Origin of the sequence: Agrobacterium sp. M50-1 (assembly GCF_049843495.1) — a bacterium.
Lineage (GTDB): Bacteria > Pseudomonadota > Alphaproteobacteria > Rhizobiales > Rhizobiaceae > Agrobacterium > Agrobacterium radiobacter.
Window position 1 is genome coordinate 285242 of sequence record NZ_JBBHZH010000005.1, and the last position, 18020, is coordinate 303261.

The window sequence follows — 18020 nt, forward strand, 5'->3', positions numbered from 1 at the left end:
TGTGATGTTTGACGACTATCTGACCTGGAAACCCTATTTCGAGATCGTGCCGATGCAGCATGAGGATTGCGCCGCGGTGTCGGACTTGCACGCCTTGCGCTTTCCGCGCCCGTGGAACGACGGGGAGTTTTCCGGACTGCTGACGCAAGGATCGGTTTTTGGTGCTGTGGCACGCCAGACCAACGCATTTTTCAGCAAACCGCTCGGCGGTTTCGTGCTGGCGCGGGAAGTGGCGGGCGAGGCGGAAATCCTCACAGTTGCCGTGGCCGACAAGTTCGCACGCGCGGGTCTCGGCTGGCGCCTGATGCAGTCGACCATCCGCGAGGCGATGATGCGTGGCGCTGAAACCATGTTTCTCGAGGTGGACAATAACAATGTCTCCGCTCTCGGGCTCTACAGGAAGCTCGGTTTCAAAACCGTCGCGGAACGCAAGGCCTATTACACCGCCAAGGATGGAACGAAGTCGACGGCGCTTGTCATGCGCCGCGATCTTCGCTAGTTCCCTGCGACAGGCATTTTTCGGCGAGAGCCCCGAAATTCAACCGGAATACTCAAAGGCCAGAAGACGTGATAGACCTTTCGAAAACGCTGGAGGAACTTTGTGCCGAGCGCGGCATGCGGATGACCGACCAACGCCGCGTCATCGCCCGCGTCCTTCAGGAATCGGCAGACCACCCCGATGTCGAGGAACTTTACCGCCGTTCCTCCGCCGTGGATCCGCGCATCTCGATTTCCACCGTCTACAGAACGGTGAAGCTGTTTGAGGATGCCGGCATCATCGAACGTCACGATTTTCGCGATGGCCGCTCGCGTTACGAGACTGTGCCTGAAGAACATCACGACCATCTGATCGATCTGAAGAACGGTGTGGTCATCGAGTTTCATTCGCCCGAGATCGAGGCCCTCCAGGAAAAGATCGCCCGGGAACACGGTTTCAAGCTCGTGGATCACCGGCTGGAACTTTACGGCGTGCCGTTGAAGCCCGGCGAACACTGAGACGCCGGTGAACAAGCGCACGGTCCAATCATGATGTGGCTGCGGACAGCCTATATCGCGGTCGTTCTCCTGATCGTCACGCTCGTCTTGCTGCCGCTGCAATTGCTGGGCCTTGCCTTCGACTGGCGGATTCGCCGCCGCATTCCGCGCATCTGGCACCGCATTGCCTGCCATGTTCTGGGCATCCGCGTTCACGTCCACGGGGATGTGGAGCGCGCGAAACCGTTGATGCTGGCGGTCAATCACGCCTCGTGGAAAGACATCCTCGTTTTGGGCAGCATTGCCGACGTGGTATTCATCGCCAAGACGGAGGTGCGTGACTGGCCGGTTTTCGGCTGGCTTGCCCGGCTGCAGAAAAGCATCTTCGTTCAGCGCGAGCAGAAGCGCAGCACCGGCGCGCAGGTGAGCGAGATCGCCAGCCGCATGGCCGATGGCGAGATTGTCGTCCTGTTCCCCGAAGGGACCACCTCGGATGGCAACCGCATGCTCGCCGTCAAATCCTCGTTGTTCGGCGCGGCTTCCACTGCGGCTGAACAGGTTCCGGGCAAGCTGGTGTATGTGCAGCCGGTCGCTATCGCCTATACGCGGGTGCATGGCATGGCCATGGGTCGTTACCACCGCGTCATTGCCGCCTGGCCGGGCAGCATCACGCTCGTGCCGCATCTGCTCGGCATCATCAGGGCCGGTGCCATTGATGTCGACGTGACATTCGGTGACAGCGTTCCGTTTCACAGCGCTGACAACCGCAAGCGACTGGCGACCGATGTTGCCGCCACCATCCGCTCCATGCTGGCCTTCAGCCTGCGCGGCGGCTGGCGGAATTCGTGAGATCGTAGCTTTTCCGGCATTTTTCTGTTTAATCTGGCCGGGAAAAACACTAGATAGCCGCCATGACCCAGGAAACGCTTGGCCTTGACGCCCAATCCATGATCGCCCCCGAGGGCTCGAACAGCCGCAAGGTTTTCATCAAGACCTATGGCTGTCAGATGAATGTCTACGATTCCGTCCGCATGAGCGATGCGCTTGCGAAGGATGGTTACGTTCAGACCGAGGATATGGGCGAGGCCGATCTGGTTCTGCTGAACACCTGTCATATCCGCGAAAAGGCGGCTGAAAAGGTCTATTCGGCGCTTGGCCGCCTGCGTGACATGAAAAAATCCCGCGAAGAGCAGGGCCGCGAATTCATGATTGGCGTTGCCGGTTGCGTGGCACAGGCGGAAGGCGAGGAAATCCTGCGCCGTGCGCCTGCCGTCGATGTCGTCATCGGCCCGCAGACCTATCATCGCCTGCCGGATGCGCTGAAGCGCGTACGCGGCGGCGAGCGCGTCATCGAAACCGAATACGCCGTCGAAGACAAGTTCGAGCATCTTCCGGTCGCCGAAAAGGCGACGCTGCGCACGCGCGGTGTCACGGCGTTTCTGACGGTGCAGGAAGGCTGCGACAAGTTCTGCACCTTCTGTGTCGTGCCCTATACGCGCGGTTCGGAAGTCTCGCGCCCCGTGCGCCAGATCGTCGATGAAGCGATGAAGCTCGTTGATGCCGGCGTGCGCGAAATCACACTGCTTGGCCAGAATGTGAATGCCTGGCAGGGCGAAGGCCCGCAGGGCGAGAAATGGGGACTTGCCGAATTGCTGTATCGGCTGGCGGAAATTCCCGGCCTTGCGCGGCTTCGCTATACCACCAGCCATCCGCGCGACATGGATGATCGCCTGATTGGCGCGCATCGCGATCTGCGCATCCTGATGCCCTATCTGCACCTGCCGGTGCAGTCTGGCTCCGATCGCATTCTGAAAGCGATGAACCGTCGCCATACGGGCGAGGAATATATCCAGCTTATCGAAAAAATCCGCGCCGCCCGCCCTGATATCGCCATGTCGGGAGACTTTATTGTCGGTTTCCCCGGTGAGACGGATCGCGATTTCGAAGATACAATGGCGATGGTCGAGACGGTAAAATACGCGCAGGCCTTTTCGTTCAAATATTCCACCCGTCCCGGCACGCCGGGCGCTGATCTCACGGATCAGGTTGCGGAAGAGGTGAAGGCCGAGCGTCTGGAGAGATTGCAGGCGCTGTTGCTGCGGCAGCAGAAGGAATTTGCGGAATCGCTGGTCGGAAAAACCATGGATGTGCTGTTGGAAAAGCCCGGTCGCATGCATGAGCAGTTGATAGGTCGCTCTCCATGGCTGCAATCCGTGAATCTTGATGCAAAGACGTTGAAAATCGGTGACATTGTTAATGTACGAATCACCGCAACGGGTCCAAACAGCTTGTTTGCCGAGGTGGCAGAGAGTTAGAGTGAGGAGCCGACACTGATTGGGACAGGAGCCTGACCGCTTGAACGCACATGAATTGGTATCACCTTCATCGCGCCAGCCACGCCAAGCCGCGACCGACGCCAATCACTTTGTCCTCACGTTCGAGAATAACAGGATAGCGGGAGAGCTATTCGGTCAGTTCGATCAGAACCTGAAATTGCTGGAACAGCGCCTCAATATCGATGCGCGCCCGCGCGGCAATTCCGTTGCCATCACCGGCGATGTGGTCGCTACCAACCAGGCCCGCCGCGCGCTGGATTTCCTCTACGAGCGCCTGCTTAAGGGCGGCACCGCCGAAGTTTCCGACGTGGAAGGCGCGATCCGCATGGCCATGGCCGCAGACGACCAGCTGACCTTGCCGACGATGGAGCGCAAGGCGAAGATTTCCATGGCGCAGATTTCCACCCGCAAGAAGACCATCGCTGCCCGCACGCCGACGCAGGATGTCTATATGCGGGCGCTGGAACAGTCCGAGCTGGTTTTCGGCGTCGGTCCCGCCGGCACCGGCAAGACCTATCTGGCAGTGGCGCATGCGGCCCAGCTTCTGGAGCGTGGCGCGGTCGACCGCATCATCCTCTCACGCCCCGCCGTCGAGGCAGGCGAGCGTCTGGGCTTCCTGCCCGGCGACATGAAGGAAAAGGTCGATCCCTATCTGCGCCCGCTTTATGACGCGCTTTATGACATGATGCCGGGCGACAAGGTGGAGCGGGCCATTCAGGCGGGTGTCATCGAAATCGCGCCGCTGGCCTTCATGCGCGGACGCACGCTTGCCAATGCCGCCGTCATTCTGGACGAAGCCCAGAATACGACGACGATGCAGATGAAGATGTTCCTGACCCGTCTCGGCGAAAACGGCCGCATGATCGTGACGGGTGACCCGAGCCAGGTGGATTTGCCGCGCGGCGTGAAATCCGGTCTTGTCGAGGCCTTGCAAATCCTCACCGATGTCGAAGGCGTGTCCGTCGTGCGCTTCAAGGATGTCGATGTCGTCCGTCACCCGATGGTGGCGCGCATCGTCCGGGCTTACGAATCCCACACGGCCGTGCCGGACGAAAGCCTCGTGAAGGGCGACTGACGCAAAGCAATGACAGCTCTGGATATTCAAATCAGCGTCGAGGCCGAAGGCTGGTCCTCGGAAGAGGACTTGGCTACCTTTGCAACCAAAGTGATGGATGAGGCGGCCGATTTTCTGAAGCGGGAAGAGGATCAACCCTTCCCGAAAATGCCCGTGGAACTTTCGCTGGTCTTCACCGACGATGAAAATATCCGGGAAATCAACGCCGAGTGGCGCGACAAGGACAAGGCGACCAATGTCTTGTCTTTTCCCGCTTTTCCGCTGGAGCCGGGCGGTATGCCGGGCCCGATGCTGGGCGATATCGTCATCGCGCGCGAGACGGTTGAACGCGAGGCTCTTGAACTTGACAAGAGTTTCGAGGATCATCTGACCCATCTTCTCGTCCACGGGTTCCTCCATTTGTTCGGTTATGACCACATGGACGAGGAAGAAGCGGAAGAAATGGAGTCGCTTGAGACTCGCATTTTGGCGGTGCTTGGCCTATCTGATCCCTACGCGGGTCAGGAACCGCTTTAAATATTGTCTGGAGCCATGAACGAACATTCTGCACGACCTGCCAATGAGGGCAGAGAAAACGGCGAGCAGTCCTCTTCGGAGGAGGGCAGTAGTCACTTACGTCACGACTACAACGCCAAGCCGAAATCGACCATCTGGTCACGCATCGCACGGCTGCTGAAACCATCCCAGGGCGAGCGCCTGCGCGAGGATCTGACCGACGCGCTGATGGACGATACCGAAATCGGTGCGGCCTTTTCGCCTGAAGAACGGGCGATGCTGAACAATATCCTCCGTTTCCGTGAGATCAGGGTCGAAGATATCATGATCCCGCGGGTCGATATCGATGGTCTCGACCAGAACATGACGATCGGCGATGCGCTGATCCTCTTCGAGGAAACCGGACGCTCCCGCATGCCGGTTTATGACGAGACCCTGGATAACCCGAAAGGGATGATCCACATTCGCGATCTTTTGGCCTATGTCGCCAAGCAGGCCCGCAACAAGCGCCGCGCCGGATCGCGAAGCGTCGCTTATGGCGAAGTGAAGGCGCCGCGCTCACCGCGGCCGAATTTCGATCTGGCTCGGGTCGATCTTGAACAGACGGTCGCCGATGCCGGGCTCGTGCGTAAAATTCTCTTCGCGCCGCCCTCGATGCTCGCTTCCGATCTTCTGAAAACGATGCAGGCGCAGAGAACGCAGCTTGCGCTTGTTATCGATGAATATGGCGGCACGGACGGTCTCGTCAGCCACGAGGATATCGTTGAGATGGTCGTAGGCGACATCGATGACGAGCACGACAAGGATGAGGCGATGTTCTCGCGCCTTTCCGCCGATGTGCTTGTTGCCGATGCGCGCGCGGAACTTACCGAACTTGCCGAGGTGATCGGGCCGGAATTCGACGTGCGCGAACATCTCGAAGAAATCGACACGCTCGGCGGCCTCATCTTTTTCGCACTCGGCCGCATTCCGGCCAAGGGCGAGGTGGTTCGTGCGGTACCGGGCTTCGAGTTCCAGATTCTCGATGCGGATAGCCGGCGCATCAAGGGCGTTCGTATCGCCCGGGATCACGGCTCCGAAGGTGAGGATGACCGCGCTCCGGGCGAAGCCAACGGGGTTATTGCGCTGCCCGCGCCCGATGTTCGCCTCATCACGCACCAGCAGAACGCCGATTAGGAGAGATGACGGGATGCCCCGTCATCTCCGCCACGCAGCAATTTGACAGTTCGGAGCGGCCAAAAGGCCGCACGGTGCTCCGGCCGCCATCCCTCCTGTGGACTGCGAATCTTTTTTCCTTTACGTCGAGTCTGAGGGGAAATTCCGTGGCTGCGGGCTTTTCCACATGCGCATAAACGGAGATGGCATGGAGCGTCTTGCAGGCAGGGTAATGCTGGCCGGCGGCATGAGCCGCGCAGTGATGGCGATTGCTGCAGGTGCTGTCGGGGCGCTTGCCTTGCCTCCATTCGGCTTTTTCGCGGCACTATTTCTGTCTTTTACCCTGCTAGTCTGGCTCGTGGACGGCTGCACGGGAAAGCCCGGCGGCGGTCTCTTCAGCCGTATTCTGCCGGCTTTCGGCATAGGCTGGTGTTTCGGGCTTGGTTATTTCGTGGCCGGCCTGTGGTGGCTGGGCAATGCGCTTCTGCTGGAGGCTGATGAATTCGCCTGGGCGCTGCCGCTTGCCATCCTGGGTCTGCCGGCGTTTCTGGCGCTGTTTTACGGTTTTGCGGTTGCCGCCGCCAATCTCCTTTGGTCGGATGGCCTTGGCCGCATCGCGGCGCTTGCCGCCGCTTTCGGTTTTACGGAATGGCTGCGCAGTTTTCTGGCGACCGGCTTTCCCTGGAACGCCATCGGCTACGGCATCATGCCCATCCCGATCATGATGCAGTCGGCGCATCTGCTCGGTCTTTTCAGCATCACGACGCTGGCGGTTTTCATCTTCGCCTCACCGGCGCTGCTCGGTACGAAAAAAGGCATGGGACCGGGGCTGGCGCTGGCGGGTCTGCTGCTGGCCGCCCACTTCGGTTATGGCTTTTATCGCTTGCAGACGCCGGCGGAGATCCCGGCGGACGCCCTGACGGTGAGGATCGTTCAGCCTTCCATCGATCAGTCCCGCAAGATGTTGAACGACGACCGCGCCGAGATTTTCAGCGAGCATCTGCGGTTGACGGCCCTGCCGCCGGGCGAAGGGAAAAAACGCCCTGATATCATCGTCTGGCCGGAAACTTCCGTGCCGTTCATCCTGACGCAAAATCCGGATGCTCTGGCGGAAATTGCCAGAACACTCGAGGATGGCCAGGTGCTGTTCACCGGCGCCGTCAGAATGGAAGATCAGGGGGCCGGCCGGCCGCCGCGTTATTATAATTCGGTCTATGCGATCGACAGCCAGGGTGAGATCATCGGTGCGACCGACAAGGTGCATCTGACCCCCTTTGGCGAATATGTCCCCTTTGAAGGCATCCTGCGGGAATTCGGCATCGATAATGTCATTGCCCTGCCGGGAGGCTTTTCTGCGGCCTCTTCGCGCACACCGCTCACGCTGCCTTCGGGCAAGACCTTCTATCCATTGATCTGTTACGAGATCATTTTTCCGGGTGAGATGACGCCCGGGCTGGCCGGCTCGGCCGCCATCCTGAACGTGACGAATGATGGCTGGTTCGGTGATACGCCCGGCCCCTATCAGCATTTTCTACAGGCAAGGGTACGGGCCGTTGAGACGGGCGTGCCGGTGATTCGCGGCGCCAATACCGGAATTTCTGCCGTCATCGACCCCTATGGCCGCATTATTGCAGGGCTGGACTACGGTCGGGTCGGAATTGTTGACGCCACTTTGAGTGGTGGGTCAAACGACGCCTTTACCTACGACACACATCGGACGTATTTCTGGTTGATTTTTTCCATCTTGATAATCGTCGCGGTATTGCCTGCGTGGAGTTTTGCGCGGCGCCAGAATTGACCGCGAACCCCCACAATTGCATAGTGAATACGTCAGTCGTAAAACAAGTTTAGCCGTTGTCGAAATACCGGCTCATTTCTTCGAATAGTACTGAAGCGAGATATCAACCCTTTCCGAGTGTCAGGACCGCATGATGACCGAGAATAAGAAAAAGCCTAACCCCATCGACATTCATGTCGGAAGCCGAATTCGCCTTCGCAGAACCATGCTCGGAATGAGCCAGGAGAAGCTGGGTGAAAGTCTCGGAATTACCTTTCAGCAAATCCAGAAATATGAAAAAGGCACCAACCGCGTCGGCGCCAGCCGCCTGCAAAATATTTCCGCGATCCTCAATGTACCGGTTTCCTTTTTTTTCGAAGATGCGCCCGGCGATCAGGTCGGCGGTACGACCGGCATGGCGGAAGCGTCGAGCTCCAATTACGTGGTCGACTTTCTGTCCTCGGCTGAAGGTTTGCAGCTGAACCGCGCATTCGTGAAGATCGCCGACCCCAAGGTTCGCCGTCGCCTCGTTGATCTCGTCAAGGCGCTCGCCGCCGAGGGCGATGCCGAGTAGAGCCTGGCCGCATAGCGCAGAAAATTTCCGGCACGGGATGCCGGGCACTCAACGGTCCGCAAGGACCGTTTTTTTGTGCCGGATTGGAAAGGAATTCTCACATAAAGATATATTTATGTGGTTGTGTCCTTGTTTTTCGCGCCTGAAATGACTAACAAACTCCAAGACCGTTCTTTGAGGGGAATCCCGCATGCGTGCCAATTACCTGTTCACCAGCGAGTCCGTGGCCGAGGGTCATCCGGACAAGGTTTGTGATCGTATTTCTGATGAAATCGTGGATCTTATTTATCGTGAAGCGTCCAAGACGGGTGTCGACCCGTGGACCGTGCGCATCGCGTGTGAAACGCTTGCGACGACCAACCGCGTTGTTATCGCCGGTGAAGTTCGCGTTCCCGATACGCTTTTGAAGAAGGACAAGGACGGCAAGATCATCAAGGATGCCGCTGGCCATCCGGTCATCAATCCTTCGAAGTTCAAGTCTGCCGCCCGCAAGGCGATCCGCGACATCGGCTATGAGCAGGATGGTTTCCACTGGAAGACCGCCAAGATCGACGTTCTCCTGCACCCGCAGTCGGCGGATATCGCGCAGGGCGTGGACAATGCTTCCGACAAGCAGGGCGACGAGGGCGCCGGCGACCAGGGCATCATGTTCGGTTACGCCTGCAAGGAAACGCCGGATCTGATGCCGGCGCCGATCTATTATTCTCACCGTATCCTTCAGTTGCTCGCCACCGCCCGCAAGAGCGGCGAAGGCGAAGCGGCGAAACTCGGCCCCGACGCCAAGAGCCAGGTGACGGTTCGTTACGTCGACGGCAAGGCTTCGGAAGCTGTATCCATCGTTCTGTCCACGCAGCATCTCGATGCAAGCTGGGATTCGAAGAAGGTTCGCGCTGTTGTCGAGCCCTATATCCGCGAAGCTCTGGGCGACCTGAAGATCGCCGACGATTGCCAGTGGTATATCAACCCGACCGGTAAGTTCGTCATCGGCGGTCCCGATGGTGATGCGGGCCTCACCGGCCGCAAGATCATCGTCGACACCTATGGCGGTGCTGCTCCCCATGGCGGTGGCGCATTCTCCGGCAAGGACACGACCAAGGTTGACCGTTCCGCCGCCTATGCTGCCCGTTATCTTGCCAAGAACGTCGTGGCTGCCGGCCTTGCCGAGCGCTGCACGATCCAGATTTCCTACGCAATCGGCATTGCTCAGCCCCTGTCGATCTATGTTGATCTGCATGGCACCGGCAAGGTCAGCGAAGATCAGGTCGAGAACGCGATCCGCAAGGTCATGGACCTTTCTCCGTCGGGTATCCGCCGTCATCTCGACCTCAACAAGCCGATTTACGCCAAGACGTCCTCCTACGGTCATTTCGGCCGCAAGGCCGGCCGTGACGGCTCCTTCTCCTGGGAGAAGCTCGATCTGGTAAAGCCGCTCAAGGAAGCTTTGAGCGCTTGAAGCATTTCCAGTAAAAGTGCGTAGCGGTTTTACGTCCGGAAAATGCGTCAACTGGATATCGCGCTTGTTATTTGACGGCGATTGAGAGATACCGTCGCCAACTTTTGTAACCCGCACAGTGCCTCATGTGGCGCTGTGCGGGTTAAATCTATTTGTTCTTGAGAGTATGAGATGACGGAAGAACGGCGTTCGCGCGCAACGGAAGCGTTTTTTGGCAGACGCAAGGGCAAGCCCCTGCGCAATCAGCAGGTCGATACGATCGAGAACCTGCTGCCTTTGCTGAAAATCGATCTGGAAAGCGCTCCGCCGCAAAATCTCGCCGCTCTTTTTCCGGCGGATGTACGATCAATCCGTCTGGAGATCGGTTTCGGCGGTGGCGAGCATCTCGCCCACCGCGCGGTCGAAAACCCCGAGACGGGTTTCATCGGGGTCGAGCCCTTCGTTAACTCCATGGCCAAGCTGCTCGCCACGGTGCGCGAACGCGAGCTGATGAATATTCGGCTCTACGACGATGATGCGACGCAGCTGCTCGACTGGTTGCCGGAAGGGTTGATCGATCACATCGATCTGCTTTATCCCGATCCGTGGCCAAAGAAGAAGCACTGGAAGCGCCGTTTTGTCTCGGACGTCAATCTCGCCCGGTTCCATCGCGTGTTGAAACCCGGCGGAAAATTCTGCTTTGCGTCGGATATCGATACATACGTCAACTGGACGCTGCAGCATTGCGCCCGGCATGGCGGTTTTGAGTGGACGGCGACGAGCGCTGACGACTGGCGCACGCCCTATGCCAACTGGCCGGGCACGCGTTACGAAAACAAGGCGAAAAGAGAAGGCCGCAGCTCGGCCTATCTCACCTTCATTCGTCGTTGAGCGGCTGATCCCTCAGAGCGCGGCATCCACTTCCGCTGCCAGCGGAATGGAAGGCTGGGCGCCGGCGCGCGTGCAGGCGAGCGAGCCTGCAACGGCGGCACGCTTCAGCGCCCTTTCGAAATCCATCCCCTGATCGAGGCTGGCGGCGAGATAACCGCAAAAGGTATCGCCCGCGCCAACCGTATCAACCGGCTCGATCTTGAGGCCGGAAGCCCTGTAGACCTTGCCGTTGCGCATGGCGATCACGCCGTCCGCCCCAAGCGTTACGATCAATGTCTGGCCGGTCCTGTCGTGAAGGGTCTTGAGTTCGTTTTCCCGCTCGGTGCTGGAGAGGCCATTCTTGCCGATCAGCAACTCGAACTCGGTTTCATTGGCGATGACGATATCGGCGAGACCGGCGAGACGCGGCCCGTCTTCGGTCAGCGGCGCTGTGTTGATGACGGTGGTGATGCGTTTTGCCTTGGCGGCCGTCAGCGCCGCTTCGATGGCTGCGGCCGGTATCTCGAACTGCAGCATCAGAATATCGCCCGCGGCCATGTCGGATACGGTCTTTGCGGCATCGGAGGCGGAGACCTCGCCATTGGCGGCGGGAATGACCGAGATCATGTTCTCTCCGCCTTCACCGATCAGGATCACCGCCGTTCCCGTCGGGCCGGGCGCAGTCTTGACCAGAGACAGGTCGGTGCCGGCGTCGCGCAGCAATGTCAGCGCCGGTGCCGCAAAGGTATCGTCACCCGCAGCCCCTGCCATCTTGACTGTGGCGCCTGCACGCCGCGCAGCCAGCGCCTGATTGGCTCCCTTGCCGCCGGCGGCCGTGGAGAATGTCTCTCCCGTTACGGTTTCACCGGGCTTGGGCAGGCGTTTGGCGGTCGCGACGAGGTCCATATTGATGGAGCCGAAAACAGTAATCATGGGGCGCTGGGTCCATATGAAATTTGAGCAAGGCGGCGACTTTGCCCGAGACGATCACTCGTCGTCAACTACCCGCAATTTGGCTGCGCCGGCTCTGTTTTCGGCGAAGCGACGCGCCTGCTCGATTTCACCATGCGGGGCGTCTTTTTCCGTTGGCGAGAAATCAAGTCCTTCGATCTTCTGGCCGCGTGCCAGGACCTTGTCGGAGGAGATGAGCATCATGTCGACGTCCTTCTGTGCCAGCCCGAAATGGGCCTGCAGCTTGCGCGTCCGGTCGTCCAGCCGCCGCACATCGTCCATCAGAAGAGCAACTTCCCCCTGGATGAGATGCGCCTGCTCCCGCATCCGCTGGTCCTTCAGCACGGACTGGATGACCTGCACCGACAGCATCAGAAGCGACGGCGAAACGATGACGACACGGGCGCGGTGAGCGCGCTGCACCAGATATTCGAAATGCTGGTGGATGTCGGCGAAGATCGATTCGGACGGCACGAAGATGAAGGCGGTATCCTGTGTTTCGCCACGGATGAGGTATTTCTCGGCCACATCGCGAATATGCACTTCCATATCGCGGCGGAACTGCTGAACGGCGGCGCGTTTGGTTTCCGGTGTCTCATCCGCCTTGATGGCGTTCCATGCCTCCAGCGGAAACTTCGCGTCAATGACGAGCGGCGGCGCATTGTTCGGCATCTTGATGGTGCAGTCCGGCCGGTAACCGTTCGAAAGCGTCGGCTGAAGCTGGAAAGCGCCGGCGGGAAGGGCGTCGGCGATCAGAATTTCCATGCGTGCCTGTCCAAAGGCGCCGCGCGTCTGCTTGTTGGAAAGGATGGCCTGCAGCCCGACCACGTCCTTGGCCAGATCCTGAATATTGCCCTGCGCGGCGTCGATGACCGCCAGGCGCTCCTGCAGTCGGCTCAGATTTTCATGGGTTGAGCGGGTCTGTTCCGTCAGTGTTTCGCCAATGCGCTGTGACATGCCGTCGAGGCGCTGGTTGAGCGTCTGGCTCATCTCGGTCTGACGGGTGCCGAGCGTTTCCGCCATGGCGGCGATCCGGCCGTGCAGTTCGGACTGCGTTTTCAGGAGGTCGGAGACTTCACCGTCGGCTCCCGCTTTTTTCACGCGGTTTGTCGTGACCAGCCAGGTTGTGACCAGACCGAAAACCAGAGCCGCGAGCAGCGCGCCGAAGCTGATATCGACGGAGCCGGCCCGCAGCGCGGGATCAAGGAGAACGGAGAAATCTATACTCATGATTAAATCTAGCAGATTTCCAGTGATTCGGAAGATCAAAACAAGAACATTCCTGTGGCGGAAATGAGTCGGGCGGGGTGGATGCCCGAGGCGATTTGAACCTCGTATTTTTTATTTCCTCCGCGCAAGAGATACGTTATGGGAAGCCATGACCATCAAACCGCTTATCATTTTGCCCGACCCCGTGCTGCGCCAGCAGTCGAAGCCCATCGAAAAGGTGGATGCAGAGGTGCTGCGTCTTGCCGACGACATGCTGGAAACCATGTATGACGCGCCGGGTATCGGCCTTGCCGCTATCCAGATCGGCGTGGCGCGCCGCATGCTGGTGATCGACGTTGCGCGTGAAGGTGAGGAAAAGACCCCGATCGTCTTCATCAACCCGGAAATCCTCAAGGTGTCGGACGATGTCTCGACCTATGAGGAAGGCTGCCTCTCCATTCCCGACTACTATGCCGAGGTCGAGCGTCCCGCCTCGCTCACGGTTCAATATGTCGGCCGTGACGGCAAGCAGCAGACGGTCGAGGCGGATGGTCTGCTCGCGACCTGCCTGCAGCACGAGATCGATCACCTCAATGGTGTTCTGTTCATCGACCATATTTCGCGGCTGAAGCGCGACATGGTCATCAAGAAATTCACGAAAGCGGCCCGCGCAAAGATCTGATCCGTCCTCTCTGGACCGGAATGGACGACAGGGCAGGGGGCGACAATGGCTCTTCGCATCATTTTTATGGGCACGCCGGATTTTTCCGTTCCCACCTTGCGTGCACTGGTGGAAGCGGGCCACGAGGTTGTCGCTGTCTACACCCAGCCGCCGCGTCCCGGCGGCCGCCGTGGTCTCGATCTGCAGAAGTCGCCGGTGCATCAGGCTGCCGAACTGCTGGGGTTTCCGGTGTTTACGCCCGTGAATTTCAAGGCTGAGGAAGACCGTCAGCAGTTCCGGGAATTCAATGCTGATGTGGCGGTTGTCGTGGCTTACGGGCTGCTGCTGCCCGAAGCGATCCTCTCCGGCACGCGTCTCGGCTGTTACAATGGTCATGCCTCGCTGCTGCCGCGCTGGCGCGGTGCTGCCCCCATTCAGCGGGCGATCATGGCCGGCGACCCCGAAACCGGCATGATGGTCATGAAAATGGAAAAGGGGCTCGATACCGGTCCCGTCGCGCTGACCGCGAAAGTCGCGATCGGCGATAACATGACGGCCGGCGAGCTGCATGACAGCCTGATGCTAACAGGCGCGCGGTTGATGCGGCAGGCGATGGACAAGCTGGAAGCAGATGACCTGCCGCTCGTCACGCAGGCGGAAGAGGGTGTTCTCTATGCTGCGAAGATCGACAAGGGCGAGACTCGCATCGATTTTTCTCGGCCCTCGCAGGATGTGCATAATCACATTCGCGGCCTTTCGCCGTTTCCCGGCGCATGGCTGGAAATGGACATTGGCGGCAAGACGGAGCGCGTGAAGGTTCTCGCCTCCGAACTGGCAAGCGGCATGGGAGAAGCGGGCGCAGCGCTTGACGATGCTCTGACCATTGCCTGCGGCAGCGGGGCCGTGCGGCTCACCCGCCTGCAGAAGGCGGGCGGCAAACCGATGTCGGCGGCCGATTTCGTGCGCGGCACCCCCGTTCCGGCCACAACGAGGCTCGGCTGATGCCACGTTTCCGCATGACCGTCGAATATGACGGCACGCCCTATTATGGCTGGCAGAGACAGGATAACGGCCCCTCGGTTCAGGGTGCGCTGGAGGCTGCGGTTCGCTCGCTGACGGGAGAGAGCGTCTCCATTCGCGGCGCCGGCCGCACCGATTCCGGTGTGCATGCCGTTGGGCAGGTTGTCCATGTCGATCTATTGCGCGACTGGGAGCCCTACAAGCTTCGCAACGCCGTCAATGCGCATCTCGCCATGGCGGGCGAAGCCGTGGCCGTTCTCGACGCCGCTTCTGTGACCGAGGATTTCGACGCCCGTTTTTCCGCCCTTCGTCGGCACTATCTCTACCGCATCATTTGCCGCAAGGCCCGGCTGGCGCTGGAGCACAAGCGGGCATGGTGGGTGTCGAAGGACCTGGACCATGAGCGTATGCATGAAGCCGCCCAGATGCTCGTCGGCCGGCATGATTTCACCACCTTCCGCTCGGTTCATTGCCAGGCGAACAGCCCGGTGCGTACGCTCGACCGGCTGGATGTGACGCGCAATGGCGATCTTATCGAGATTCGTGCGACGGCGCAGAGCTTCCTGCATAACCAGATACGCTCTTTTGCCGGCACGCTGAAACTGGCGGGCGAGGGCACGATGACGCCGCAGGACGTGCGTGCCGCACTGGAGGCACGGGACCGCAAAGCCTGCGGCCCTGTCGCACCGCCGGACGGTCTTTATTTCATGCAGGTCGATTATCCCGACGTCATTCCGCCGCGCCGGCGTCCCGAAGTCGACATGTCCGAGGATGCGGACTGACGTCTAAATCTGCGCCATTCTCAGGCGGGATAGACACCGAGAAAACGTTGCAGCGCTTCCGATAGAAGCATGGCCGGCACCAGCAGTGTCATGACGATGGCCGAGACGAGCAGCGACTGATCGCGGATGAAGAACCGCACGATCCGCGAAAAGGCGAAGACCAGTGACAGCAGCAGCGCCAGCCAGAGAACGGCGATCAATCCCTGCAGCGGCGGCAGGAAGAACGCGATCAGTATCAGAACCGCATAGGCATAGGAAAATGGCAGCGACAGCCAGTTCATGGTGGTGACGAGCGGCGCGAATTTTTCCCGAGCGCCGAAGGCGTATAGCAGCATGCCGATCAAAAGCAGAGGCACGACCCAGCAGATAGCCTCAACCATGGCAAGGCGGAAGAAAAAGATGAATCCCGTTCCGGTGCCGGGCGGGTAGCTGGCGAGGAAGGCAGCGCGCAGCCACAGCCATGAAACCAGCATGGCCGGCAGGCACCAGAGGGCGGAATAGAAGGATCGCCACATGCCGCGCTCGGAGAGATCAAGATAACGCGCACCGTTATGATCACCCAGCAGCAGAAGCCACAGGCCGGTCAGATAAAGCCTTACTTCACTTGCCGTCGGCATGGGCGAACCAGCGTTCGATAAAGGTCTCGTAAATGCGCGTCAGCGTTTCGAGATCGGCAACGGCCACGCGTTCATCGACCATATGCATGGTCTGCCCGACGAGGCCGAATTCCACGACAGGGCAATAGTCCTTGATGAAGCGTGCATCGGATGTGCCGCCGGTGGTCGAAAGCTTCGGTTCCCTGCCGGTAACGGCTTCAACCGCGCCTGAGAGCGACGAGATAAGCGCATTGTTCCGCGTCAGGAAGACATGGGACGGGCGGTCGGCCCAGACGATCTCATATTTCACCGGTGCGCGTTCGGGGCGAAGCTCACCTTCGGCCGCAGCGGCGTCGAGGCGGCGGATGATTTCCGCGCGCAGGCTCTCCGCCGTCCAGGTGTCGTTGAAACGGATGTTGAAGGCCGCTGTCGCCCGCGCCGGGATCACATTGGTGGCGGCATTGCCGGTATCGACGGTTGTCACCTCCAGATTGGATGGCTGGAAATCATCCGTGCCGTGATCGAAGGGCGGATGCATCAGCGCATGGGTCAGCGGCAGCAGACCGCGAATGGGGTTGTCGGCGAGATGCGGATAGGCGGCGTGACCCTGAACGCCATGGACGGTGATCCGGCCTGAGAGCGATCCCCGGCGGCCGATCTTGATCATGTCGCCAAGCTGGTCGGGATTGGTCGGCTCACCCACCACGCAGGCGTCCCACGTCTCGCCCCTGGCGGCGGCCCATTCCAGCAGTTTGGAGGTGCCGTTGATCGACGGGCCTTCTTCGTCGCCGGTAATCAGGAAGGAAACGGAACCCTGCGGCTTGCCGTGTTTTTCGATATGACGGGCGATTGCCGCCACGAAACACGCGATGCCGCCCTTCATGTCCACCGCCCCGCGACCGAACATTTCACCGCCGGCAATCTCTGCGGCAAAAGGCGGATGGCTCCACGCCGCCTCGTCGCCCACGGGAACGACATCCGTATGGCCCGCAAACATCAGATGCGGACCCTCGGTGCCGAGCCGGGCATAGAGGTTTTCCACGTCAGGCGTTCCCGCCTCACTCGCCACCATCCTGTCCACCGCAAAGCCGAGCGGTGAAAGCAGGCTATCGAGCAGGGAAAGCGCGCCGCCTTCGGCAGGCGTCACCGAAGGGCAACGGATGAGGGCGGCGAGATTGGCAAGGGGATCGGTCGTGGTCATGGCAGTCGCTTTATATCAGTCGCGCAGAAGCTCGTTGATGCCGGTCTTGGAGCGGGTCTTTTCATCGACGCGCTTGACGATCACGGCGCAATAGAGGCTTGGGCCAGGCTCGCCGTTGGGGAAAGGTTTGCCCGGCATGGTGCCGGCAACGACGACGGAATAGGGCGGCACTTCGCCATAGGTGATCTCGCCGGTGGCGCGATCGACGATCTTGGTGGACTTGCCGATGAAGACGCCCATGCCGAGAACCGCGCCTTCGCGCACGATGCAGCCTTCCACGACTTCCGAACGGGCGCCGATAAAGCAATTGTCCTCGATGATCGTCGGGCCCGCCTGCAGTGGTTCCAGAACGCCGCCAATGCCAACGCCGCCGGAGAGGTGCACATTCTTGCCGATCTGCGCGCAGGAACCGACAGTCGCCCAGGTATCGACCATTGTGCCTTCATCGACATAGGCGCCGAGATTGACGAAGGAGGGCATCAGCACAACGTTCTTGGCCACATAGGCGGAGCGGCGCACGACGGCGTTCGGCACGGCGCGGAAACCGGCGGCGCGGAACTGGTTTTCACCCCAGTTTTCGAACTTCGACGGCACCTTGTCCCACCAGGTGGATTCGCCCGGGCCGCCGGTGACGATTTCCATATCGTTCAGACGGAACGAGAGGAGCACGGCCTTTTTCAGCCACTGGTTCACCTTCCAGTTTCCGTCCGCCTGCTTCTCAGCAACGCGTGCCTTGCCGCTATCGAGAAGTTGAAGAGATGTGTCCACGGCGTCGCGAACCTCGCCCTTCGTCGATACGTTCACGCTATTGCGGTTGTCGAACGCCGTTTCGATGATGGTTTCGAGGGAGGTGAGATCCGTAAGGCTCATGGAAAATTCCTTAAAGTCGCGTGGTGTTCATGGTCACGGAT

General features: G+C 59.9%; 19 protein-coding genes. 14 read left to right on the forward strand and 5 right to left on the reverse strand.

Going from position 1 to position 18020, the window contains the following annotated elements; all coding sequences use genetic code 11:
* Positions 1-4 precede the first annotated feature (4 nt).
* The 11 genes from WDZ78_RS14725 (at position 5) to trmB (ending at position 10710) form a co-directional block, all read left to right on the forward strand.
* Positions 5-499 carry a GNAT family N-acetyltransferase gene (locus tag WDZ78_RS14725; RefSeq protein ID WP_425673431.1) on the forward strand — a complete coding sequence of 165 codons (495 nt, stop codon included), beginning with the start codon at positions 5-7 and terminating at the stop codon, positions 497-499.
* A 68-nt stretch (positions 500-567) separates the two neighbouring features.
* The gene (locus WDZ78_RS14730) at positions 568-996 is read left to right on the forward strand and encodes a Fur family transcriptional regulator (RefSeq protein ID WP_020011052.1); all 429 of its coding nucleotides are present in this window, start codon (positions 568-570) and stop codon (positions 994-996) included.
* A 30-nt stretch (positions 997-1026) separates the two neighbouring features.
* Positions 1027-1824 (forward strand): lysophospholipid acyltransferase family protein, encoded by a 798-nt coding sequence (locus tag WDZ78_RS14735; protein WP_099085709.1) that lies wholly within the window; start codon positions 1027-1029, stop codon positions 1822-1824.
* 62 nt (positions 1825-1886) lie between these two features.
* A complete protein-coding gene (miaB, locus tag WDZ78_RS14740) occupies positions 1887-3290 on the forward strand; it encodes a tRNA (N6-isopentenyl adenosine(37)-C2)-methylthiotransferase MiaB (RefSeq protein WP_334426748.1) in 1404 nt (467 codons plus the stop codon).
* A 40-nt stretch (positions 3291-3330) separates the two neighbouring features.
* Positions 3331-4386: a PhoH family protein gene (locus WDZ78_RS14745; protein ID WP_026363799.1), complete on the forward strand. Its 1056-nt coding sequence runs from the start codon at positions 3331-3333 to the stop codon at positions 4384-4386.
* Between the two features lie 9 nt (positions 4387-4395).
* On the forward strand, positions 4396-4902 hold the full coding sequence (ybeY, locus tag WDZ78_RS14750; RefSeq protein WP_425673432.1) for an rRNA maturation RNase YbeY: 507 nt from the start codon (positions 4396-4398) through the stop codon (positions 4900-4902).
* 15 nt (positions 4903-4917) lie between these two features.
* Positions 4918-6057: a hemolysin family protein gene (locus tag WDZ78_RS14755; protein WP_020011047.1), complete on the forward strand. Its 1140-nt coding sequence runs from the start codon at positions 4918-4920 to the stop codon at positions 6055-6057.
* A gap of 187 nt (positions 6058-6244) precedes the next feature.
* Positions 6245-7834, forward strand: coding sequence for an apolipoprotein N-acyltransferase (gene lnt / locus WDZ78_RS14760; RefSeq protein ID WP_425673433.1), 1590 nt, complete (start codon positions 6245-6247; stop codon positions 7832-7834).
* 133 nt (positions 7835-7967) lie between these two features.
* Positions 7968-8387: a helix-turn-helix domain-containing protein gene (locus WDZ78_RS14765; protein WP_026363797.1), complete on the forward strand. Its 420-nt coding sequence runs from the start codon at positions 7968-7970 to the stop codon at positions 8385-8387.
* A 190-nt stretch (positions 8388-8577) separates the two neighbouring features.
* Positions 8578-9840, forward strand: a complete 1263-nt coding sequence (metK, locus tag WDZ78_RS14770; RefSeq protein WP_425673434.1) for a methionine adenosyltransferase — start codon at positions 8578-8580, stop codon at positions 9838-9840.
* 171 nt (positions 9841-10011) lie between these two features.
* Entirely contained in the window at positions 10012-10710 is a 699-nt protein-coding gene (trmB, locus tag WDZ78_RS14775; RefSeq protein WP_425673435.1) for a tRNA (guanosine(46)-N7)-methyltransferase TrmB, read from the forward strand.
* A 12-nt stretch (positions 10711-10722) separates the two neighbouring features.
* On the opposite strand, the gene WDZ78_RS14780 is transcribed toward trmB, so the two are convergent.
* Together WDZ78_RS14780 and WDZ78_RS14785 are read right to left on the reverse strand one after the other, a co-directional pair.
* Complete coding sequence (locus WDZ78_RS14780) at positions 10723-11622, reverse strand: ribokinase (protein ID WP_425673436.1); 900 nt, start codon at positions 11620-11622, stop codon at positions 10723-10725.
* Positions 11623-11676: 54 nt separating this feature from the next.
* Positions 11677-12870, reverse strand: coding sequence for a DNA recombination protein RmuC (locus WDZ78_RS14785; RefSeq protein WP_425673437.1), 1194 nt, complete (start codon positions 12868-12870; stop codon positions 11677-11679).
* Between the two features lie 148 nt (positions 12871-13018).
* Here WDZ78_RS14785 and def point away from each other — a divergent pair, with 148 nt between their 5' ends.
* From def to truA, 3 genes are read left to right on the forward strand one after another with little or no spacing between them, the layout of a single operon-like run.
* Positions 13019-13531, forward strand: coding sequence for a peptide deformylase (gene def / locus WDZ78_RS14790; protein ID WP_003503724.1), 513 nt, complete (start codon positions 13019-13021; stop codon positions 13529-13531).
* 45 nt (positions 13532-13576) lie between these two features.
* On the forward strand, positions 13577-14512 hold the full coding sequence (gene fmt / locus WDZ78_RS14795; protein ID WP_425673438.1) for a methionyl-tRNA formyltransferase: 936 nt from the start codon (positions 13577-13579) through the stop codon (positions 14510-14512).
* Entirely contained in the window at positions 14512-15312 is an 801-nt protein-coding gene (truA, locus tag WDZ78_RS14800) for a tRNA pseudouridine(38-40) synthase TruA (RefSeq protein ID WP_425673439.1), read from the forward strand. Before fmt ends, truA begins: the two co-directional genes overlap by 1 nt.
* Positions 15313-15332: 20 nt before the next feature.
* Here the strand turns inward: truA and WDZ78_RS14805 are convergent, their stop codons facing one another.
* From WDZ78_RS14805 to dapD, 3 genes are read right to left on the reverse strand one after another with little or no spacing between them, the layout of a single operon-like run.
* The gene (locus WDZ78_RS14805; RefSeq protein ID WP_425673440.1) at positions 15333-15929 is read right to left on the reverse strand and encodes a hypothetical protein; all 597 of its coding nucleotides are present in this window, start codon (positions 15927-15929) and stop codon (positions 15333-15335) included.
* Positions 15913-17109 (reverse strand): succinyl-diaminopimelate desuccinylase, encoded by a 1197-nt coding sequence (gene dapE, locus WDZ78_RS14810; protein WP_425673441.1) that lies wholly within the window; start codon positions 17107-17109, stop codon positions 15913-15915. The genes WDZ78_RS14805 and dapE overlap by 17 nt, the downstream gene beginning before the upstream one ends.
* A gap of 15 nt (positions 17110-17124) precedes the next feature.
* Positions 17125-17979, reverse strand: a complete 855-nt coding sequence (gene dapD / locus WDZ78_RS14815) for a 2,3,4,5-tetrahydropyridine-2,6-dicarboxylate N-succinyltransferase (protein ID WP_425673442.1) — start codon at positions 17977-17979, stop codon at positions 17125-17127.
* Between the last annotated feature and the right edge of the window lie 41 nt (positions 17980-18020).